This window comes from Brevundimonas faecalis (assembly GCF_040549405.1).
GTDB classification, from domain to species: domain Bacteria; phylum Pseudomonadota; class Alphaproteobacteria; order Caulobacterales; family Caulobacteraceae; genus Brevundimonas; species Brevundimonas faecalis.
Genome location: NZ_JBEPTF010000001.1, coordinates 1,018,994 through 1,039,303, shown reverse-complemented (window position 1 = coordinate 1,039,303; position 20,310 = coordinate 1,018,994). Strand labels below are relative to the sequence as shown.

Annotated in this window: 25 protein-coding genes; 4 read left to right on the top strand and 21 right to left on the bottom strand. The window is 69.0% G+C overall.

Annotated elements, in window-relative coordinates; translation table 11 throughout:
• Positions 1–5 precede the first annotated feature (5 nt).
• Genes ABIE19_RS05095 through crcB form a run of 4 tightly spaced genes read right to left on the bottom strand, consistent with a single transcriptional unit; the run spans position 6 to position 3,506 of the window.
• Positions 6–683: an HAD-IA family hydrolase gene (locus ABIE19_RS05095; RefSeq protein WP_354088040.1), complete on the bottom strand. Its 678-nt coding sequence runs from the start codon at positions 681–683 to the stop codon at positions 6–8.
• Positions 680–2,119: a putative 2OG-Fe(II) oxygenase gene (locus tag ABIE19_RS05090; protein ID WP_354088039.1), complete on the bottom strand. Its 1,440-nt coding sequence runs from the start codon at positions 2,117–2,119 to the stop codon at positions 680–682. Before ABIE19_RS05090 ends, ABIE19_RS05095 begins: the two co-directional genes overlap by 4 nt.
• Positions 2,116–3,111 carry an RluA family pseudouridine synthase gene (locus ABIE19_RS05085; protein ID WP_354088038.1) on the bottom strand — a complete coding sequence of 332 codons (996 nt, stop codon included), beginning with the start codon at positions 3,109–3,111 and terminating at the stop codon, positions 2,116–2,118. Before ABIE19_RS05085 ends, ABIE19_RS05090 begins: the two co-directional genes overlap by 4 nt.
• Complete coding sequence (crcB, locus tag ABIE19_RS05080) at positions 3,108–3,506, bottom strand: fluoride efflux transporter CrcB (RefSeq protein WP_354088037.1); 399 nt, start codon at positions 3,504–3,506, stop codon at positions 3,108–3,110. The genes ABIE19_RS05085 and crcB overlap by 4 nt, the downstream gene beginning before the upstream one ends.
• 48 nt (positions 3,507–3,554) lie before the next feature.
• On the opposite strand from crcB, the gene ABIE19_RS05075 reads away from it, so the two are divergent.
• Positions 3,555–3,995, top strand: a complete 441-nt coding sequence (locus ABIE19_RS05075; RefSeq protein ID WP_354088036.1) for a DUF2214 family protein — start codon at positions 3,555–3,557, stop codon at positions 3,993–3,995.
• A 3-nt stretch (positions 3,996–3,998) separates the two neighbouring features.
• On the opposite strand, the gene ABIE19_RS05070 is transcribed toward ABIE19_RS05075, so the two are convergent.
• The 5 genes from ABIE19_RS05070 to ABIE19_RS05050 all read right to left on the bottom strand — a co-directional run bounded on the left by ABIE19_RS05070 (position 3,999) and on the right by ABIE19_RS05050 (position 7,857).
• Entirely contained in the window at positions 3,999–4,493 is a 495-nt protein-coding gene (locus tag ABIE19_RS05070; protein ID WP_354088035.1) for a CC0125/CC1285 family lipoprotein, read from the bottom strand.
• A 91-nt stretch (positions 4,494–4,584) separates the two neighbouring features.
• Positions 4,585–5,313 carry an RluA family pseudouridine synthase gene (locus ABIE19_RS05065; RefSeq protein WP_354088034.1) on the bottom strand — a complete coding sequence of 243 codons (729 nt, stop codon included), beginning with the start codon at positions 5,311–5,313 and terminating at the stop codon, positions 4,585–4,587.
• Positions 5,314–5,324: 11 nt separating this feature from the next.
• Positions 5,325–5,777, bottom strand: a complete 453-nt coding sequence (locus tag ABIE19_RS05060) for a hypothetical protein (protein WP_354088033.1) — start codon at positions 5,775–5,777, stop codon at positions 5,325–5,327.
• A gap of 78 nt (positions 5,778–5,855) precedes the next feature.
• The gene (locus ABIE19_RS05055) at positions 5,856–6,293 is read right to left on the bottom strand and encodes a hypothetical protein (protein ID WP_354088032.1); all 438 of its coding nucleotides are present in this window, start codon (positions 6,291–6,293) and stop codon (positions 5,856–5,858) included.
• A gap of 253 nt (positions 6,294–6,546) precedes the next feature.
• Positions 6,547–7,857, bottom strand: a complete 1,311-nt coding sequence (locus ABIE19_RS05050) for a replication-associated recombination protein A (protein WP_354088031.1) — start codon at positions 7,855–7,857, stop codon at positions 6,547–6,549.
• Positions 7,858–7,926: 69 nt separating this feature from the next.
• Between ABIE19_RS05050 and ABIE19_RS05045 the strand changes: the two genes are divergently transcribed.
• The gene (locus tag ABIE19_RS05045) at positions 7,927–8,346 is read left to right on the top strand and encodes a VOC family protein (protein ID WP_354088029.1); all 420 of its coding nucleotides are present in this window, start codon (positions 7,927–7,929) and stop codon (positions 8,344–8,346) included.
• Here the strand turns inward: ABIE19_RS05045 and bla are convergent.
• The 4 genes from bla to ABIE19_RS05025 all read right to left on the bottom strand — a co-directional run bounded on the left by bla (position 8,343) and on the right by ABIE19_RS05025 (position 13,376).
• Positions 8,343–9,221, bottom strand: coding sequence for a subclass B3 metallo-beta-lactamase (gene bla, locus ABIE19_RS05040; RefSeq protein ID WP_354088028.1), 879 nt, complete (start codon positions 9,219–9,221; stop codon positions 8,343–8,345). The two genes, ABIE19_RS05045 and bla, sit on opposite strands and share 4 nt — an antisense overlap.
• A 64-nt stretch (positions 9,222–9,285) precedes the next feature.
• Positions 9,286–10,674 carry a Do family serine endopeptidase gene (locus ABIE19_RS05035; protein WP_354088026.1) on the bottom strand — a complete coding sequence of 463 codons (1,389 nt, stop codon included), beginning with the start codon at positions 10,672–10,674 and terminating at the stop codon, positions 9,286–9,288.
• A 95-nt stretch (positions 10,675–10,769) separates the two neighbouring features.
• Positions 10,770–12,074, bottom strand: coding sequence for a TCR/Tet family MFS transporter (locus tag ABIE19_RS05030; protein WP_354088025.1), 1,305 nt, complete (start codon positions 12,072–12,074; stop codon positions 10,770–10,772).
• A gap of 87 nt (positions 12,075–12,161) precedes the next feature.
• Positions 12,162–13,376 carry an alkaline phosphatase family protein gene (locus ABIE19_RS05025; RefSeq protein ID WP_354088024.1) on the bottom strand — a complete coding sequence of 405 codons (1,215 nt, stop codon included), beginning with the start codon at positions 13,374–13,376 and terminating at the stop codon, positions 12,162–12,164.
• Positions 13,377–13,478: 102 nt separating this feature from the next.
• On the opposite strand from ABIE19_RS05025, the gene ABIE19_RS05020 reads away from it, so the two are divergent.
• Positions 13,479–14,381 (top strand): ABC transporter ATP-binding protein, encoded by a 903-nt coding sequence (locus ABIE19_RS05020; protein ID WP_354088023.1) that lies wholly within the window; start codon positions 13,479–13,481, stop codon positions 14,379–14,381.
• On the top strand, positions 14,378–15,241 hold the full coding sequence (locus ABIE19_RS05015; protein ID WP_354088022.1) for a hypothetical protein: 864 nt from the start codon (positions 14,378–14,380) through the stop codon (positions 15,239–15,241). Before ABIE19_RS05020 ends, ABIE19_RS05015 begins: the two co-directional genes overlap by 4 nt.
• Before the next feature lie 6 nt (positions 15,242–15,247).
• Here the strand turns inward: ABIE19_RS05015 and ABIE19_RS05010 are convergent, their stop codons facing one another.
• From ABIE19_RS05010 to ABIE19_RS04975, 8 genes are all read right to left on the bottom strand, one after another.
• Positions 15,248–15,718, bottom strand: coding sequence for a GNAT family N-acetyltransferase (locus ABIE19_RS05010; protein ID WP_354088021.1), 471 nt, complete (start codon positions 15,716–15,718; stop codon positions 15,248–15,250).
• Positions 15,719–15,757: 39 nt separating this feature from the next.
• Positions 15,758–16,144, bottom strand: coding sequence for a DUF4180 domain-containing protein (locus tag ABIE19_RS05005; RefSeq protein WP_354088020.1), 387 nt, complete (start codon positions 16,142–16,144; stop codon positions 15,758–15,760).
• Between the two features lie 79 nt (positions 16,145–16,223).
• Positions 16,224–16,640, bottom strand: coding sequence for a 50S ribosomal protein L17 (gene rplQ / locus ABIE19_RS05000; RefSeq protein ID WP_354088019.1), 417 nt, complete (start codon positions 16,638–16,640; stop codon positions 16,224–16,226).
• Positions 16,641–16,759: 119 nt separating this feature from the next.
• Positions 16,760–17,779, bottom strand: a complete 1,020-nt coding sequence (locus tag ABIE19_RS04995) for a DNA-directed RNA polymerase subunit alpha (RefSeq protein ID WP_354088018.1) — start codon at positions 17,777–17,779, stop codon at positions 16,760–16,762.
• A gap of 85 nt (positions 17,780–17,864) precedes the next feature.
• Positions 17,865–18,254 (bottom strand): 30S ribosomal protein S11, encoded by a 390-nt coding sequence (gene rpsK, locus ABIE19_RS04990; protein ID WP_354088017.1) that lies wholly within the window; start codon positions 18,252–18,254, stop codon positions 17,865–17,867.
• A gap of 16 nt (positions 18,255–18,270) precedes the next feature.
• Positions 18,271–18,639 carry a 30S ribosomal protein S13 gene (gene rpsM / locus ABIE19_RS04985; protein WP_354088016.1) on the bottom strand — a complete coding sequence of 123 codons (369 nt, stop codon included), beginning with the start codon at positions 18,637–18,639 and terminating at the stop codon, positions 18,271–18,273.
• A 162-nt stretch (positions 18,640–18,801) separates the two neighbouring features.
• Positions 18,802–19,602 (bottom strand): energy transducer TonB, encoded by an 801-nt coding sequence (locus ABIE19_RS04980; protein WP_354088015.1) that lies wholly within the window; start codon positions 19,600–19,602, stop codon positions 18,802–18,804.
• Positions 19,603–19,735: 133 nt separating this feature from the next.
• On the bottom strand, positions 19,736–20,296 hold the full coding sequence (locus tag ABIE19_RS04975; protein WP_354088014.1) for an adenylate kinase: 561 nt from the start codon (positions 20,294–20,296) through the stop codon (positions 19,736–19,738).
• Positions 20,297–20,310 lie beyond the last annotated feature (14 nt).

Below are 20,310 nucleotides of genomic sequence, written 5' to 3'. Positions count from 1 at the left end.
GGCTTCTAAGCGAGAACGGCGGCGGAGGCGAAGCGGTCCAGCGCCGCCTCCAGGTCGGGAAAGTCGCGGGCGACGTGGCGGGCGCCCGCCGACATCTGCTCCTCATGGGTATGAAAGCCCCAGCCGACGCCCTGGGCGTGGACCCCGGCGTTCACGGCCATGGCCATGTCGTGGCTGGTGTCGCCGATCATGACGGTCGAGGCCGCATCCGCCCCGCAGGCGGCCATGGCGGCGAACAGCATGGCCGGATCGGGCTTGCCCGGCCCGTCCGCCGCGCAGTGGCTGGACATGAACAGGGCGCTCCATTCCGGCCGGGCAAGGTTGCGGGCCACGCCGCGCCGGTTCTGACCCGTCGCCAGCGACAGACGCCAGCCGTCGCGCTTCAGCCGTCGCAGGCTCTCCATCACGCCGGGATAGAGGGGCTCCTCGTGGCCCGCCTCGTACATGGCGCGGAAGCTGGCCTGAAAGGCGGCGACGAAATCCGCCAGCTCGGCCGTCGTCAGACCGGGCTCCAACACGTGCAGGGCCTTGTCCAGGGTCAGGCCGACGATCTGGCGCACCCGGTCATAGCTGGGTTCGGGCAGGCCCAGGGCGCGGGCCGCCTCCCCCGCCGCGCGGTGTATCGAGGCCCGGCTGTCCACCAGGGTTCCATCGATGTCGAAGACTGCGAGCGGTCGGGTCATGTGGGAATCAGGTCGAAGGCGATGGTCAGACGGTCGTCCGGCCCGGCGAAGGGAAGCGTCTGATGCCACATATAGGAGGGGAAGAGCACCAGCCGACCCGGCTCGGGCCGCTCATGCCGCTCGGGCGGGGTCGGAACGGCGTAGGCGCCGGGCGGCGATCCCAGGGCCAGCCATCCCTCTCGCCCGCCCGCCTGCGTCGCCTCTGGCAGCTCGATGTGACAGGCCGAGGACAGCCAGCCTTGCGGGTGGACGTGCGAGGCGTGAAAGCCGCCGGGCGACAACAGCACCGACCAGCAGCCGATGATGCGATAATCCCCGGTGTTGCGACGCCTCAAGGGGTCCGTCCCGGCGCCCAGCCGCGCCATATAGCGCCGGATCGGCCCGTCCACGGCCGTGAAGAAGGCCTGGACCGCCGGATCGTCCACCTGGGTCAGGTTGACCGGAGTCTGGGAGCCGTGCCTCAGGCTCTGACCGATCGGATGGGTCCGCAGGCGGTGCATGGCGCGCAGGGCCGTCGCCAGATCGCGCAGATAGGCGGCTAGGTCGGACCAGCCGGGCGGCGCGTCGATCGGCGCCCCCTGCACGAAGGCGTCGTAGTCGTTCAACCCGGCGCCGGTCGGCGCGCCCGCCAGCCGCTCCAGCGTCGCCCGATGGGCCAGCAGGTTCTGATCCTCAGGCGGCAAGCGGACGTCGGCCAGGACGGTCGCCGCCCGCTCGAGGTCGCCGCGCATCATCAGGACCTCCGCCAGCTTCAGCGCGATCACCGGATGATCCGGCGCCCCGGCGAAGGCGGCCAGGGCGTGACGCAGCGCCAGGTCGCGGTCGAAGCCCAGGGCTGCGCCGACCGCCGACAGATGCAACTGCGGGTCCTGGATCGGCCCGCCCTCGGCCAGGACACGCCATATCTCGCGTGGATCGGCCCCCGCGAACTCCATCACCAGGCCCAGCAGACGCTTCAGGCCAGCATCGCCCGGCGCCTGATCCAGGGCCGCGCGGACGGGGGCGGTCGCCGCCTCCGCATCCGCCGTCCGCATCCAGATCAACTGGGCCAGTTCGCGCAGGGCCTCGCCATAGGTCGGCCGCCGCGCGATCGCCCCGCGCAGGGCCTGCTCCGCCGCGTCGAAACCATACTGATTGACCAGAGCGCGACCCAGAACCAGCCAGGTCTCCGGCGCATCCCCGCCCTTGGCGAAGGCCCGTCGCGCGGCGCCTTCCGACGCCGCATGCAGACCCTGATCGCCCAGGAAGGCCGCCAGATTGTGTTCGGCCACGCTGCTGGCCGGTCGCGCCTCGACCTGGGCCAGATACGCGACCAGGGCTTGCTCCTGCGCGCCCGACGCGGACGACAGCCGACGCTGCGCCTCCTGATACCGACCCGCGGCGATCAGGCCGTCCACAACGGCGCGGTCATGACGCAGGTCGCCCGACCGGGTCATCTCAGGCGCTTCACGCCCAGGAAGGGGTCTTCCTCCGCCTCGTCCTCGGAGAAGCCGAAGTGGGCGAATCCGGCCTTCATCTCGGGACTCAACGGCGCCTCGACGATCAGCTTGCCGCCGCGCGGATGGTCCAGCTCGATCCGGCGGGCGTGCAATTGCAGCTTCAGCACGCCGGACAGTTCGCGCGACTTCTCGTCGCCGTACTTGGGATCGCCCAGGATGGGGTGGCCGATGGCCGCCATGTGGGCGCGCAACTGGTGCGTCCGGCCGGTGAAGGGACGCAGCGCCATCCAGGCCGCGCGATGGGCGGCGCGGCTGACGGTGGCGAAGGCGGTTTCGGCCGGTTCGCCCTTGGGGTCCTTGGGATCGGCGGGACGCATCATCTCGAAGTCGTTGATGCCGGTCTTCTTCAGCGCCATGTCGATCTGGCCCGCCGAGGGCTTGGGGTTGCCGATGACGATGGCCCAATAGGTCTTCTTGGCCTGACGCCGGGCGAAGGCGCCGGCCAGACGCTTGGCCGCCTCCGGCCCCTTGCCCAGCAGCAGGACGCCCGAGGTATCGCGGTCCAGGCGGTGGACCAGACGCGGCCGGTCCAGCCCCTCGCCCCAGGCCGACAGCAGGCGATCGACGTGCTTGGTCGTCTTGGTGCCGCCCTGCACGGCCAGGCCGTGCGGCTTGTTCAGGGCGATGACCATCTCGTCTTCATAGAGGACCAGGGACTTGGCGTAGGCCACGTCGCGTTCCGACAGTTCGTGCGCGTCGCCGGGCTTGCGCGGATTGGCCTCCGGCAGCGGCGGCACGCGCACGGCGGCGCCGGCGGTCAGGCGATCCTGCGGCTTGACCCGCGAACCGTCGACGCGGATCTGGCCGCTGCGGGCCATCTTCTCGACCTGGATGTGCGACAGGTGCGGCCAGCGGCGCTTGAACCACCGGTCCAGGCGGATGTCGTGCTCATCCTCGGCGACATAGAGGGTCTGGACTTCGCGGCTCATAGGCCCGCTCCGATAAACAGTTTACGCGCGACGATCAGGCCGACGAACAGTGCCCCGACCGCCAGGACGACCGACCCCAGGGCATAGGCCAAGGCCAGACCCAGTTCGCGTCGCTCGATCATCAGGGCCGTCTCCAGCGAGAAGGCCGAAAAGGTAGTGAAGCCGCCCAGGACGCCGACGGCGGCGAACAGGCGGATGCTCTCCTGCTGGGCGCCGGCCTTCAGCGCCAGCCAGCCGGCCAGCAGACCCATCAGCAGCCCGCCCGCCGTATTGGCCGTCAGGGTCGCCCAGGGCCAGGCCGAGCCGGGGGCCAGCCGTCCGACGGCCAGCCCCAGGCCATAGCGCGCCATCGCCCCAAGGGCGCCGCCGCTCGCAACCAGCAGGAAACGTGTCATGATGCGGGGACATATACTGTTCCGCATCCGATTGCGAAGGGACGCCTGATGCTCGACCTGATCCTGGCCGTGGCGCATCACCTGCTCTTCGCGGGCCTGATCGCCATGCTAGCGATGGAACTGGCCCTGCTGCGCCTGCCCGCGCCGCCGACGGCGCGTCTGGCCGGACTGGACGCCGGATACGGGACCACGGCCCTGCTGATCCTGGCCGTGGGCGCCGCCCGCGTCCTGTGGGGCGGCAAGGGCTGGGCCTTCTACGAAGCCAATCCCTTCTTCTGGGCCAAGATCGCGACCTTCTCCCTGATCGGCCTGATCTCGATCCGACCGACCTTGCTCATCCTGAAATGGCGCAAGGCCGGGCGCGATGCGCCCGCCTACGTCCCGCCCGAAGGCGAACGCGCGGCCGCTCGGCGCGCCGTGGGGATCGAGATCCTGCTGCTGCTTCCGCTGCTGGGCTTCGCCGCCGCCATGGCGCGCTGGCCCTTCTAGAGCCTAGAGACGAGGCCGGACGGCGTCCTGAACCCCGCGCGCGTCATAGGCGCCCGGGCGATCCGGGCGCTGGCCCCGACCCATGACGATCTCCAGGGTGGTGGAGGTCGGCTGCGGCCCGCTGAGGTCCAGACCCAGGCCGACCCCGACGCCGGACGCGCGATAGCCGCCGTAGCGACCGGAACCGGCGCCGATCGAGACGCTGGGGCGCACGCCGCCCGCGCTGTCGGGACGGCCGTCGATCCAGCGCTGCGTCACCTCGAACCAGTCATAGCCCTGATCGACCGTCAGCTGAGCCGCGCGGAACAGGGCGCGATCGACCACCGGTCCGGGCGCGCCGACGCCGTTATAGGTGACGCGGAAACGGTCCCCCTCGATCCGCTGCTCGGAAAAACCCTGCCCGCGCGCCGACTGCTGCGGGCCATAGGGGGCCAGGCTGGCGCAGGCGCCCAGGGTCAGGGCCGAAAAGGCGATCAGTCCGACGGCGAAAGGTTTCATCGCATCTCTCCCACGCCCGAAAAGCGCGCGGGCGGCCCCTATCGTTCCCCGACGAAGCTGAACCGGAGATGAAGCGACGTTCTACGAAGCCCTAGAGGCCCGCCGCCGCCTTCAAGGCCGCGAAGTCCTCGGGCGGGGGCGCCTCCAGCGTCACGCGCTCCCCGCCTTCGGGGTGCGGGAAGGACAGCTTGGCGGCGTGCAGCATCAGGCGCGGCGCGGCGCGGCCGGCGAAGGTCAGCGCCCCGCCGTAGCGCACGTCGCCGACCAGAGGCCGACCGATGGAGGCCATGTGGACCCGCAACTGGTGCATCCGTCCCGTCTCGGGCGACAGCTCGACCAGGGCGCCGTCCTCGCTCGCCGCCAGGGTGCGATAGCCGCTAACGGCGCCTTGCGCGCCCGGCGCATCGAACTCGACCACCCGCATATAGCTTTCACGGCCGATCTCTTCGCGGCGCAGAGCGGCGGTGATGCGGCCCGACTTCGGCTCGGGCGCGGCGGAAACCAGGGCCAGATAGGTTTTCTGGAACCGCCGCATCTGCATGGCCTTGCCCAGGAAGCCCGCCGCCGGCTTGGTCTTGGCCGCCAGGATGACGCCCGAGGTGTCCCGGTCCAGCCGATGCACCAGCTCCGGCCGCTTGCCGTTTGAACGGGCGAAGGCCCACAAAAGGTCGTCCAGGGTATGGGCCTGGATGCGGCCGCCCTGGCTCGACAGGCCCGACGGCTTGTTGAAGGCGATGATGTGCGCGTCCTCGTGGATGACCCACGAACGGACGGCGGCGATGTCTTCTTCGGTCAGGGAAGCGGGCTGGCGGGTTTTCACCCGCCGAGCCTTTAGCGGAGGACCGCCTTCTTCGCTATGGCCCAAGCGTACCAGAGCAGGAAGGCTGCGATGGCGGTGATGACGTAGGGCATCCACTCCATCATCGCCATTTCGGGCGGCAGGGCCGGCGGCGGGCTGATGAACTTGGAGTAGACCAGGCTGACCACCGCCCCTAGCAACGACAGGGCGAAGGCGTGAACCGCCCAGCGGCTGCGCGCCAGAAGCAACAGGGATCCGATCACCCCGCCCCAGACGCCCAGGGTCCAGGGCACGTACATCCACGTCGGCATGGCGTTGAAATAGGCGATCATCTCGTCGCCGAAGCCGGACTCGCGCATGTAGGTTTCCCCGCGCGTCGTGGTCTGGATGAAGTCATAGCCGCCGAAGCCGTTCCACAGCAGCGACAGGACGCCGACCAGCCACAGATGCCAGGGCGTCGGCTGACGCCTTGCGATATCGGTCATTTTTCCCTCCCCAGGTTGCCGATGGCAGGGAGGCTAAACCCGAACGGACGTCCTTAACAATGATCGCCGATCAGGCGCTCAGCGGATCACGCCCTTGCGCCGCGCCCAATGGGAATAGGCGATCTGGGCCGCGAAGATCAGGATGATCAGGACGCCGAACAGGACGCCCGCCGTTCCCATGACCTCGCGCCCGTTGCTGAGGACATGGACATAGACGCTGTCCGCCAGCATGGCGATCAGGCCCGCGACGAAGGCGTTGAAGGCCAGCCGTCGCCGCAGCAGCAACATCAGCGCGCCCAGGAGACCGCACCAGACCGCCACGCCGAAGGCCACGTCGGTCCACAAGGGCGCGCCGCGCAGATAGACGACCTGCTGCATCGTCAGGGCGTCCCAATAGGCCGGGGAACCCGTGACCTTCTGATACCATTGCCAGACGCCGATCCCGTTCCAGACGACCGAGACCACGGCGACCGCCCACAGATGCCAGGGCGTCCCGCGCTTGACGATGTCGGTCATTGATTCCTCCCGAGGATTGCTCCGCGCGAACCTAGGCGTGAACAGCCGCGCTGGACAGACCCCTCCCTCTCCTCCCCTGCAAAGCGGGGGAGGGGACCGCGCGAAGCGTGGTGGAGGGGGCGAAAACTCGGGCTGCGATTTCCGGATCAGGGCGGGACGGCGGTCCAAACCAGGCAAACGGTCGCGCCTGTGGTCGCCCCCTCCACCGCTTCGCGGTCCCCCTCCCCCGTAAACGGGGGAGGAGAAGAAGGGACTACCCCTTCTCGCCCTGCACGCGGTCGCGCATCGCCGCCCAGCGTTCCAGCCGCGCCTTGACCTTCTCCTCATGCCCTTCGCCCTTGGGCTGGTAGAAGGTGCGACGCTCCATCTCGTCGGGGAAAAAGTTCGCGCCGGAAAAGCCCTCAGGCGTCGAGGGATCGTACTGATAGCCCTTGCCGTAGCCGAGTTGCTTCATCAGCTTCGTCGGGGCGTTGCGGATATGGGCGGGGGGCATCAGGGAGCCGGTCTCGTGCGCCGCGCGCTTGGCCGCCTTGAAGGCTTCGTAGACCCCCACCGACTTGGGCGCGGTCGCCAGATGAACCACCGCCTGGGCCAGGGCCAGTTCGCCCTCGGGCGATCCCAGGAAGTCATAGGTGTCCTTGGCCGCATTGGCGACCAGCAGGGACAGGGGGTCGGCTTGGCCGATGTCCTCGACCGCCATCCGCACGATGCGCCGCGCCAGATAGAGCGGGTCCTCGCCCCCGTTCAGCATCCGCGCCAGCCAGTAGAGGGCCGCGTCCGGGTCCGATCCGCGCACCGACTTATGCAGGGCGGAGATGAGGTTGTAGTGCTCTTCCCGGCTCTTGTCGTAGGCGGGGGCCCGCTTCTGCAGCACGCCCGCCAGGGCCTGAACGTCCAGGGGCTCGCTCTGCGGCAGGTCGAACAGCACCTCCGACATGGTCAGCAGATAGCGGCCGTCGCCGTCGGCCAGGGCCAGCATGGCCTGGCGCGCCTCCGGCGTCAGCGGCAGCGAACGCTCCATCAGGGTTTCCGCGCGGGACAGCAACTGGTCCAGCGAGGCGTCGTCCAGCCGCTTCAGCACATAGACCTGCGACCGGGACAGCAGTGCGCCGTTCAGTTCGAAGCTGGGATTTTCGGTCGTGGCCCCCACCAGGGTGACGATCCCCTCCTCCACGAAGGGCAGGAAGCCGTCCTGCTGGGCGCGGTTGAAGCGATGGATCTCGTCCACGAACAACAGGGTCTGCTGCCCCGCCGACCGTCGCATCCTTGCAGCCTCGAACGCCTTCTTCAGGTCGGCGACGCCGGAAAAGACCGCGCTGATCGACTGGTATTCATAGCCCGCCGCCTTGGCCAGCAGGCGGGCGATCGTGGTCTTGCCCGTACCGGGCGGCCCCCACAGGATCATGGAGCCCAGGCGCCCGGCCTCGATCATGCGGCGGATCGGCCCGCCGGGTCCCAGCAGGTGATCCTGGCCCACGACCTGATCCAGCGCCTGCGGGCGCAGGCGATCGGCCAGGGGCGCGTCGGGCGGATGAATGCCGGAAGCTTCGAACAAATCAGTCATGGAACACTCTAGATAGGCGTTCGTTCGAGCGACTGCACCCGATACTAGGGCGTCCCCAGGAGGAATCTCATGACCCAGGCCAAGTCGGAGCAGGGGCCGCGCGGCGGGCTGACGCCGCACCTGACCATTCCTTCGCGCGGGGGCGCCGCCGCCGTCGACTTCTACGCCCGCGCCTTCGGCGCCGAGGAGGTGATGCGCATGCCCGCCGAGGACGGCGAGCGGCTGATGCACGCCCATCTGCGCATCAACGGCGCCAGCCTGATGCTGGCCGACGAATTCCCCGAATGGACCGGCGAGGCCGACATCACGCCCAAGGGCGTCAGCCTGCATCTTCAAGTCGACGACGCCGACGAATGGTGGAACCGCGCCCTGGCGAACGGCGCCGTCCCCGTCATGCCGCTGGAGAACCAGTTCTGGGGCGACCGCTACGGCCAGGTCCGCGACCCCTTCGGCCACACCTGGTCCATCGGCGGCCCGATCAAGGCCTAGGACGCTTCGCGATCCAGTCGCGCCTGAAGCCGTTGCCGCGCTCTTTCGGCATAGGCGCGACAGGCTGACGGATCGAGGAAGGGATTGGGCGTCGCCCCAGCCTGCAAGGCCGCAATCTTGACATCGCCGCCCGAGTTGTCGGGATGGGCCGAGATCAGCAGGTCGCACGGCAGCCTCTCCATCCGGTCGATGGAAGCCCGCAGCGTCGCCGTCACATCCTGATGCGCCCTGTAGGTGAAGGTCCCGCTGGCCACCGCATTGAGGCTGGACGCGAACACCACGTCCGCGCAGGCCGCGCCTTCGCAGGACTTCCAGGTCCAGCTGACGCTTCCGGGCGTATGACCGGGCGTGAAGACCGCCGTCACAACCGTATCGCCCAGACGCACGGTCTCGCCGTCTCCGATCCCTCGCGCATTGGGAACAGGCGGGTGCGCGGCGACGCTGGCGGCCTGGGGATCATGGGCGTCGGCCTGACCCGTCCGCAGCGCCGCTGCGCCGACGGGACTGGTGATCACCTCGGCCCCGCTGTCGCGCGCCAGAGCCGCCAGCCCCCCGGAATGATCGTAGTGGGCCTCCGTGTTCAGGATGTAGCGGATGTCTTCGACCCGGTATCCCAGCTGGCGAATGTTCGCCTCCGTCGTCGCCACCGTCTGAGGCAGGGCGCCGTCGATCAGGATCAGACCGTCTCCGGTGTCGATCAGCACCAGGCTGAGGCCGCCAGTACCGACGAAATAGGTGTTCCCGTAGAGCTTCAGCGGCGCCTGCGGTTTCACCCAGTCGGCATTGCCGGGGATCGGCTGCGTCAGCGGGTCATCATGAACGACGCCCCCGACGGACATCAAGGCGAGAGCGGCGGCGAACGGCGTGAAGGTCATCCCGCCATTCGACATGAGGCGCCGCCGTCCGCAAACAGAAAGGCGATGCTATCCCCAGGATAGACTACGGCAACCGGCCCGTCAGGCGGCGGCCGCCGCGGACGATCACCAGTTCCGAACCCCGCTGCGCCCGGCCCAGATTCGCGACCGAATTGGCCGGCCGGCCGTCCAGTTGGACGATCAGGTCGTTGGGACGCAGGCCGATGCGGGCGGCGATGCTGTTGCGCTGCAGGCCCGTCACCACCACCCCGCTGGTGAAGGGGTCTCCGCCCAGCCGGTCGGCCAGCGCCGGGTTCAGGGCCACGCCCTGGACCCCGGTCAGGGCGCCCTGCCCCACCACGGTTCCCTGCCCGGGATCGGCGTCGCCCGGCAGGGCCGCGATGCGGGCGTTGACGGTCTGGCTGCGGCCGTCGCGCAGGATGGTCACGGCCACCGTGTCGTTCGGCGACCGGGTGCCGATGCGGAAGTTCAGCCCGCCCTGATCATTGATCTCGGCCCCGTCCACGGCGGTGATGACGTCGCCCTGCTCCAGTCCGGCGCGAGCGCCCGGCCCCTGAGGATAGACCTCGGTGATGATCAGGCCCTGGGGCCGCGACAGACCCAGGCTGCGGGCGATGTCGGCGCTGACGGTGTCGCCCTTCACGCCCAGCCAGGGCCGCACCACCGACTTGGCCCCGCCGACCGCTGAATCCACCACTCGCTTGACCATGGCCGCCGGCACGGCGAACCCCACCCCGGTCGAGGAGCCGGTGCGCGAGAAGATGGCGGTGTTGATGCCGATCAGATCGCCGTCCATGTCCACCAGGGCTCCGCCCGAGTTGCCGGGATTGATCGCCGCGTCGGTCTGGATGAAGGAGCCGGAATCGCTGATCCCCGTCTCGGTCCGGTTCAGGGCCGAGATGATGCCGTTGGTCACGGTCTGGCCCACGCCGAAGGGGTTGCCGATGGCCAGGACCAGGTCCCCGACCTGCTGCTGCTCCTGGTCGTCGATGCGCAGCGTCGGCAGGGAGCCGTCGACCTGTTCCAGCTGAAGCACGGCGATGTCCGACCGCTCGTCGGCCAGCAGGACCCTTGCGGGGAACTCGCGCCGGTCGTTCAGGGTGACGCGGATCTCCTGCATGTTCTGGATGACGTGGTTGTTCGTCACCACCACCCCGTCGGGCCGCACGATGACGCCCGAGCCGATGGAGCCCGTCACGCGCGACTGCGGGCCGCCGCCGAACAGTTCGAAGAAGGGATCGCGCACCTGCTGCACGCCCCGCGCCGAGATGTTGACCACGGCCGGCGCCGCCTCGCGCACCACGGGGGCGAAGCTGGACTTCATGGCGGCGGCGTCGCGCGGCGCGGCGCGCGGCTGCTCTGAAAAGACGCCTTCCTGCGCCTTGGACGGTTGCGGCTGCCCGCAGGCGGACAGCATCAGGGCGGCGGCGATGGCCAGTCTGGAAGTCTTCATCTCGTCCCGGTTCTACAAGCTTGGGCGTTCATCCCATTCCGCCCCGGCTTTTCGACAGGATCAAGGCCGTCGAGCGCCCCGGGGCGTCGCCGCGATCAAACGGACGTGACCTCGTCCCGTTCCGCCTTGCGCGCCGTGATCCAGCCGATCAGCGCGGCCAGGGCCAGGACGACGGCGGCCATGTAGAAGGCCAGGCCGGGATCAGAAAGCGCCGCATCAACTGTTGTAGCGAAAGCGTTCAGGCCGTGCGTGGCCAACCAGCTCGCCGCCGCGCCGCCTCCCTCGCCCACCGACACCGAGTAGACCCAGCCGAAGAAGAGAGGCGACGCCACCCCTGCGATGGAGGCGACGCTCATGTTCGCGCCCTGCAGTTGCCCCTGCTCGCTCTCGCTGACCCGGCGCGTCATCAGGGACTGCAGGGTCGGCATGGCCAGACCCCACAGGGCGTTGGGCAGCATGGCGGCGATAAAGGCGACGCCCGTCGGCGCCCACCCCATCAGGGCGATGCCGACCGTCCCTCCGCACAGGCCCAGGATCATGGTCATCCGGTCGCCCAGCTTCTTGGAAATCGGCCCGACCAGGCCGCCCTGGACGACCATGTCCAGCACGCCCACCAAGGCCAGCAGGGCGCCGACCTGCCACGGTCCCCAGTCGTACCTCAGTCCCGCATAGAGGACGAAGACCGCCGAGAAGACGTGGTGGGCGAAGTAGAGCAGGAAGTTCACGACCGCGAGGCCGGTCAGCTCCGCGTGCCGCTTCAACAGGATCATGGCCCCGACCGGATTGGCGCGCCGCCAGCTGAACTTCATCCGCTTCTCCGGCGTCAGGCTCTCGGGCAGGATGAACAGGCCGTAGAGGAAGGCCACGCCCGACAGGCCGGCGGCGACCCAGAAGGGCACGCGCGGCCCGAACTCGCCCAGGAAGCCCCCCAGCACCGGCCCCAGGACGAACCCGCCCGAGAAGGCCGCGCCGATCAGGCCATAGGCGCGGGCGCGTTTCTCAGGCTCGGTGATGTCCGCCATATAGGCGTAGATGGTGGTGAAGCTGGACGAGGTCACGCCCGCGATCAGCCGCCCGGCCGCCAACCACCACAGGTTGGGCGCCAGGGCCATCAGCACATAGTCCGCTGCCAGGCCCGCGCAGCTGATCAGGATGACCGGCCGACGCCCGTACTGGTCCGACAGGGAGCCGATCACCGGCGAGGCCAGGAACTGCATCCCCGCCCACAGCGCCACGAAGACCCCGTTCAACAGGCCCGCCCGCGCGTTCGATCCGACGAACTCCTCGATCAGGTGCGGCAGGACGGGAATGACGATCCCCATGGCCACGATGTCCAGCACCGCGGTCACAAGAATGAAGGCGATCGCCGCGCGACGAACCTTGGGCTGATGCAGGGACATGGGGCGCTCGCGAAAGGGGTCCGTCGTTCTAGACGCAGGCGCGCGCAGGCGCGACGATTAGTTTTGAACCGACGTCGCCCCTTCGGGTCAGCGCCGGGTCACGGCCTCGGTGTCCTTCGGACGGCCGTCGCCGCGCGGCGCCTGCACGCCCAGCAGGCGGGCCAGGAAGGGCTGGACGTCCACGCTGTCCAGGTCGCGCAGGCGCCGCCCCCGGACCACCCCCGGCCCGTGGGCGATGAAGATCGCCTGCATCTCGGGCGCCTGGTTGTCGTAACCATGCGCCCCGCCCGGCTTGGTCACGGGCCAGTCGCGGGTCGCCAACAGCCAGCCCGGCTCGGCCGCGCAGAGGATGGCCGGAACCCGGGGGTTCGAGCCCAGGACGAAACGCGCCGGAATCTCGCTCTTGCGCCAGCAGTCCAGGTGCGGTCGCGAGCCCAGCAGGGCCCGCTCGACCTCGGCCTCACGGCCTTCGACCGGGTTCAGGAAGGTCACGGCCCCGCCGTAGACGATCTGCACCGCCGCCGGATCGAGGATGTCGTCCAGAACCAGAACCCGCTCCGGCGAGGTCGCCGCCATGCCGTGGTCGGACACCACGACGATCACCGTCCGCTCGTACAGGCCCCGCGCCTTCAGCCCTTCGCCCAGGCGGCCGATGGAGGCGTCGACGGAGCGGATCGCCTCGGCGGTTTCCGGCGCATCGGGACCGTTGTGGTGACCCGCCGTATCGACGATGTCGAAATAGAGGGTGGTCAGCTGCGGCCGCCGATCCTGCGGCAGGTCCATCCAGGCCAGGACCTGGTCCACGCGCGCGTCGCCCGTCATGGACTTGTCGAAGGGCGCCCACAGGCTGGGCCGGACGCCGCGAATGTCGGCCTCCGAGCCCGGCCAGAACATGGTGGCCGTCTTCACGCCCTGACGCTCGGCCGTGACCCAGATGGGCTCGCCCTGGTCCCACCAGCGCCGATCCGTGACCGCCTGCTGGTTCCCCAGACTGAAGCGGCCCAACTCGGCGTCGATCATGGTGTTGCCGACGATGCCGTGGTGGTCGGGATGCAGGCCCGTGACCAGGGTGTAGTGGTTGGGGAAGGTCACGCTGGGAAAGGACGGCCGCATCGGCCCCGTCGCCCCCTCCGCCGCCAGGCGCGACAGGTTGGGCGTGATCCCCCGGTCCAGATAGTCGGCGCGGAAGCCGTCTATGGAGACCAGCATGACCAGCGGCCGCTCGTCCGAAACCGTGACCGGCGTCGTGGCGCAGGCGGCCAACAGCAGGGCCAGGCACAGGCCCGCGAGACGGTTCAGCATGAAGAGACACTCCCGACGGCTTTGAGAAGGTTGCCTAAGCTTAATCTGCGACAGGCAGAAGACGGCTTGTCGGCTTATCCGCCTCAGGCCAAGCTCGACGTCATGACCGCAGTTATCGAAACGACCGGCCTGACCAAGACCTATGGCGCCGTGCGCGCCCTGGACGGGTTGAACCTCTCCATCCCGCGCGGCGGGGTCTACGGCGTCCTGGGGCCGAACGGGGCGGGCAAGTCCACCCTGTTCCGCATCCTGCTGGGCCTGATCCGTCCCACGGCGGGCGAGGTTCGCGTCCTGGGACAGCCCACGGGCGACCCGGCCGTGACGCGCCGCATGGGCTCCATGATCGAGACCCCGCGCTTCCCGCCCTATCTGACCGCGCGCCAGACCCTGACCTGGCTGGCCCAGGCCCACGGCATGGCCGCGGAGGCCGAGATCGACCGCTGGCTGGACCGGGTCGGCCTGACCGAGGCGGCGAACCGCAAGGTCCGGGGCTTCTCCGTCGGCATGGCCCAGAGGCTGGGCGTCGCCGCCGCCCTGATGACCAGGCCCGACCTCGTCATCCTGGACGAACCGACCAGCGGCATGGACCCGCCCGGCATCCAGGAGATGCGCGCCCTGATCCGCTCCCTGGCCGACGACGACGGCGTGACCATCATCCTGGCCAGCCACCAGTTGCTTGAGGTCCAGCGCGTCTGCGACCGCGTCGCCATCATGAACCGGGGCAGGCTGGCCGCCGAAGGCAAGGTGTCCGACCTGACCGCCTCGGGCGAGCGCCTGCGCCTGTCCGCCACCCCCTTGGCCAAGATCATGGGCGTCCTGGGCGACAGGGGCAGCATGGACGGCGACGCCGTCCTGGCCGCCATCCCCCGCGCCGAGGGCCCCGCCCTGCTGCGCGCCCTGATCGAACAGGGCGTGGACGTGGACGAAGCCCGCTGGGTCGGCGCCGACCTGGAAAGCGTCTTCATGACCGAAACCGCCGCCGCGCCGACAGGAGATCGCCCATGATGCTGGTCGACGCCATCCGATCCGAAACCCGACGCCTGCTGTGGAACCGGACCGCCCTGTTCTGGAGCCTGGTCTTCGTCCCCGCCGTCTCCCTGGTCCTGACCGTCGTGGGCCACTGGTTCATCCAGGCCAAGATGGCCGACGTGAAGGGCGGACTGCCCCCGCAGCTGGCGCTGGGCGGCGGTGCGCTGGATCTCGGCCGGTCCCTGGTCGAGAACGCCGGGAACCTGGCCAACCCCGCCCTGCTCGCCTTTCTGCTGATCGGCGCCGCCACCGTCTTCGCCGGCGACTACCGGTGGGAGACCTGGCGCCTGATCACGGCCCGCAACACCCGGCCCAACCTGCTCATGGGCAAGGCCGGGGCGGTCAAGCTGATGACCCTGACCGGGCTGATCCTCTTCCTGGTCGCCGCCATGCTGTCGGAGGTCGCCAAGGGCGTCATCTTCGATCGCCCCCTGGCCTTCGGCCTCGGCGGGGAAGAGGCCCGTCAGTTCGGCCTTCTGTTCCTGCTGTCCTATATCCGCGTGGTGCAGTTCCTGCTGGTCGGCCTGCTGGCGGCGGTGGTGACCCGATCCCTGCTGGCGGCCCTCTTCGTTCCCCTGACGATCGGAACGGGCCAGTTCTTCCTGTCCAAGGCCGGCGTCCTGTTCGGCTGGGGCCCAGCCGACCTGACGCCCATGCTGCTCCTGCCCGGCGACGCCTATGAGGTGTTGAAGACCGCCGTCCTGGGCGGCATGCCCGCCGCCGTCATGCCTGACGGCGCGGTCTGGCGCGCCCTGGCCGGCCTGGCTCTTTGGGCCGTGGGGCCCTTCCTTCTGGCCCTGGCCTGGTTCCAGCGCCAGGACCTGTCGAAGGAGTAGCGGCCTCTACAGCCGCTTCTCCATCCACACGTCGGCGCGCGCATAGGGCGTCTCACGCGGGGGCAGGTGGACGAAGCCGAAGCGGGCGTAGAGGGCCAGGGCCGGCGCCAAGGCCGAATTGGTCTCCAGATACAGGCGGTGCGCCCCTTCCGCCCGCGCCGCCGCCTCACAGGCCTCCAGCAGGCGGATGGCCAGGCCCCCGCCCCGCGCCTCGGGCCGGATGGTCATCTTGGTGACCTCATAGCCGCCGTCCGCCATGGCGATCAGGCCGCAGCAGCCGACCGCCGCGCCGTCCCTTTCCGCGAAGAAGATGCGCCCGCCCTTGGACAGGATCTCGCCCTCCGGATCGCCCAGGGTGCGGTGGTCCTTTTCCTCAAGCACGAAGCCGTCGGCGACCAGCCATTCCTCGTTCAGCGTCTTCCAGGCTTCACGGTGAGCGGGCGTATAGGCGACGATCTGGTCATGGAACTGGGTCATGACGCCTGTATCGCGTCGCGCCCGGCCGCTGACAATGCGTCAACTGCGCCGCTTGTCCGTCAGGCCGAGCTCCAGTTCCGCCAGATTCGGCGCGAACCGGACATGGGCGCCCAGGTTCGCCTCGTGGACATAGTCCCGCAGCGCCTTGCTCGCCGCGACCTGGGCCGTCACGTCCCCCACCACGGCCAGACGCAGCCGATAGTTGACGAACTTCTGCACCACGGCGCCCAGCAGGCCCGTCTTCAGGTCCAAGAAGGCGTCGGACAGGCGCCCGACCGGCACGGCGACCCACTCGACCTCCTGCCCCTCCAGCCCCCACAGACGGCTCATCAGGTCCAGGGCGTCCGCCTCGCCGGCGATCACCGGGCCGTCCTCGGCGCAGACCAGCACGGACCGCCCCGCCAGCATCCGGATTTCATCGTCCATGACCGCCCCCAGAAGCAAAAAGGGCGGCGGGTCTGAAACCCGCCGCCCCTTTGTCATACACCGAAACCGGTGAAGCCGATCAGGCCTCGTCGCCTTCGATGGCGAAGACCGGACCCGAGTCCTGGCCCTTGGCGTCGACGTCGCGATCGACGAACTCGATCACGGCCATGGCGGCGTTGTCGCCGTGGCGGAAGCCGGCCTTCATGATGCGGATGTAACCGCCCGAACGTTCGGCGTAGCGCGGGCCGAGCGTTTCGAACAGCTTGCCGACTTGCGGCACGTCGCGAACGGCGCTGATGGCCTGACGACGGGCGTGCAGGTCGCCGCGCTTGGCGAGCGTGACCAGCTTCTCGACGAAGGGACGCAGTTCCTTCGCCTTCGGCAGGGTGGTGGTGATCTGCTCGTGCTTGATCAGCGAGGCAGCCATGTTGGCGAACATGGCCTGGCGGTGGCTGACCGTGCGGCCGAGCTTACGATAGGCGGCGCCGTGGCGCATCGGGGTCTCTCCTACTCAACCCTGGTTTCCGGCCTTGAACTAAAGGGGCGGGACCTGGGGCCTTTTCATTCTAACCGCCCCATCCGCGCCCCGAAGGGCGCTGGGCGGAGGGTTGATGATCAGATCTGGTCGTCGAACTTCTTGGCCAGATCTTCGATGTTTTCGGGCGGCCAGTTCGGCACGTCCATGCCGAGCGACAGGCCCATCGTCGCGAGAACTTCCTTGATCTCGTTCAGCGACTTGCGGCCGAAGTTCGGGGTGCGAAGCATTTCGCCCTCGGTCTTCTGGATCAGGTCGCCGATGTAGACGATGTTGTCGTTCTTCAGGCAGTTGGCCGAGCGGACCGACAGTTCCAGTTCGTCGACCTTCTTCAGCAGGGCCGGGTTGAACGGCAGGTCAGGCTTGCCGTCCGAGGCCTCGACCGCCTTGGTGGGCTCGTCGAAGGTGATGAAGATCTGCAGCTGGTCTTGCAGGATACGGGCGGCGTAGGCCACCGCGTCGACCGGCGAGACCGCGCCGTTGGTTTCGACTTCCAGGATCAGCTTGTCGTAATCCATCGACTGGCCCTGACGGGTCGGCTCGACGCGATAGGCGACGCGCTTGACCGGCGAATACAGGGCGTCGACGGCGATCAGGCCGATCGGCGCGTCTTCCGGACGGTTGTGCTCGGCGGCGACATAGCCCTTGCCGTTCTGCACGGTCAGTTCCATGCGGACCGAGGCGCCGTCGTCCAGGGTGCAGATGACGTGATCGGGGTTCAGAACCTCGATGTCGGCCGGGGTTTCGATCTGACCAGCGGTCACGGGGCCGGGGCCCGTGGCGCGCAGGGTCATGCGCTTCGGACCTTCGGCGTGCATGCGCAGCGCCAGTTGCTTGATGTTCAGCACGATGTCGACCACGTCTTCGCGCACGCCTTCCAGCGACGAGAATTCATGAACGACGCCGTCGATCTGGATGGCCGTGACCGCCGCGCCTTGGAGCGAGGACAGCAGAACGCGACGAAGCGCGTTGCCGAGCGTCACGCCGAAACCGCGCTCGAGGGGCTCAGCGACCAGGCGCGCCTTGCGCAGCGGGTCGGAGCCGGCCTCGACTTGCGGCTTCTCGGGACGGATCAGCTCTTGCCAGTTTCTTTCGATCATAGAGTCCCTCGAACGGGTTTCGCCGGCTCCGTGTCCTCACGTTCAGGACAGATGGAGCCAGCGGGAAAAGGGGTAGGCGGTTCGCTTAGACGCGGCGGCGCTTGGGCGGACGGCAACCATTGTGCGGCATCGGAGTGACGTCGCGGATGGTCGTGATCGTCATGCCGACGGCCTGCAGGGCGCGCAGAGCCGACTCACGGCCCGAACCCGGACCCGAGACGTTCACTTCCAGCGTCTTCACGCCGTGTTCCGCAGCCTTCTTGCCGGCGTCTTCGGCAGCCATCTGGGCGGCGAACGGGGTCGACTTGCGCGAACCCTTGAAGCCCATGTGACCGGCCGACGACCAGGAAATCGCGTTCCCCTGAGCGTCCGTGATCGTGATCATGGTGTTGTTGAAAGAGGCGTTCACGTGGGCGACGCCCGACGTGATGTTCTTGCGTTCGCGGCGCTTAACGCGACCCGGTTCCTTAGCCATCGGTCAGCTCTTTCTCTTACTTCTTCTTGCCGGCGATCGGCTTGGCCGGACCCTTGCGGGTGCGGGCGTTGGTGTGCGTGCGCTGGCCGCGGACCGGCAGGCCCTTGCGGTGACGCAGGCCGCGGTAGCAAGCCAGGTCCATCAGACGCTTGATGTTCATCGAGGTCTCGCGACGCAGGTCGCCTTCCACGGTGTAGTCGCGGTCGATGGCTTCACGGATCTGCAGGATCTCGGCGTCCGTCAGTTGGTTCACGCGGCGAGCAGGCTCGATGCCGACCTTCTCGGTGATTTCCTTGGCGACGTGCGCGCCGATGCCATGGATGTACTGAAGCGCGATTTCGACGCGCTTGTTGGTCGGGATGTTGACGCCTGCGATACGGGCCACGAGAATCTCCAGATACGCTTCAACAGACGCAGAAACCGCTCCGGTCAACAGACCTGGAACGTGTGCGCCCTTCGCGGAAGCGGCCCTTATACATAGGATTCTGGCTACGTCAACGCAGGCCGCGTTTCGGCGTTCGCCGCGGTCCCTTCGCCGGCCCTTTCGTCAGGGTCCGAAATCGACCCCGACCGTGACCTCCGCTCCCGCGACCGGGCGCCCATCACGTGTCGGCGGCCGGAACCGGAAATGAGCCGAGGCCGCCAGGGCCGCCTGCCCGAAGCCCAGCCCCGGCGGCGTCTCCTCCGTCACGCGACAGGCTTCCAGGCGCGTATCCAGCCGCACCCGGCACACCAGGGTCGCCCGCCCGCCCAGGCGCCGCCGAAAGGCCTCGCGCGGATGAAGGTCGCGCAACTGTCCTCGCGTCGGCCCCTGCAGCAGGCGCGGCGGGCCGTCCCCGACGCCCGGTCCGGAACCTGCGCCGACGCCGCCCCCCGTTCCGGTCCCCTGCCCGCCCTGGCCCAGGCCGGGCGTCGGATCGCTCGCGGCGGCCGCCCCCACGATCAGGGATTGCTCCGGCGCAGGCGTGGGCGGCGCCGTGATCTCCGCCGGACGCGGCCGCTTCAACGGCGGCGTCCGCACCACGGAGGGCGCGGCGGGCGCCCCTCCCCCCGCAGCCTTAACAGGCTGAGATTCGGCACGAGGCGGCGCGACGGGCGGCGGAACGGGCGACGGCCGGACCAACTCCACCTCGATCGGCTGCATGACGTCCGGACTGTCGTGTTCGGGCTGGAGCCGCCCCAGCAGGAAGAAGAGCGCCAGATGCCCTGCGCCCACGCCGACCGCCGCCGCCAGTCGGGCGAAACGGAGATTGCGGGACGGGCTGCGGCTCATGAAGGCTCCGGTCGACACGCCGACCGCCGCCGCCAGTCGGGCGAAACGGAGATTGCGGGACGGGCTGCGGCTCATGAAGGCTCCGGTCGAAACGAGATCCGATCCATCAACGCCCGAACCTGCGTTTCAAGTGCCCTAGAACGAAATCGGCCCGGATGCGATTCCGCACCCGGGCCGACAATCTTGCTTCAGATCGACGCTCGACCGATCAGGCCAGGGCGCCGTCGATGGCGGCGGCGACCGTGGCGATGTCGCCCATGCCGTCAATCTCGGTCAGCTTGCCCTGGGCTTCATAATAGGGAAGCAGCGGGGCGGTCTGGCGGTTGTAGACGGCCAGACGGTCCTTGAAGGTCTCGGGATTGTCGTCCGGACGGCCCTGCTCGGCGAAACGCTTGCCGATCCGGTCGGTCAGGGCGGCGTCGTCCACCTTCAGACGGACCACGCTGTCGATCTGGGCGCCGCGCTTGGCCAGCATGGCGTCCAGGGCCTCGGCCTGGGCCACCGTGCGGGGGAAGCCGTCGAAGATGGCGCCGCCGGCGGCCTCGGCCTCCGGCAGGCGGGCTTCGATCAGGGCGATGACGATCTCGTCGGTGACGAGGTCGCCGCGCGCCAGCACGTCCTTGACCTTCAGGCCCAGTTCCGAGCCCGAGGCGATGGCCGCGCGAAGCATGTCGCCGGTCGAAAGCTGGACCATGCCCCGCTCCTCGACCAGGCGCTTGGCTTGCGTGCCCTTGCCGGCCGCGGGCGGCCCGAACAGGATCAGATTCATTATGCGGGCTCCCC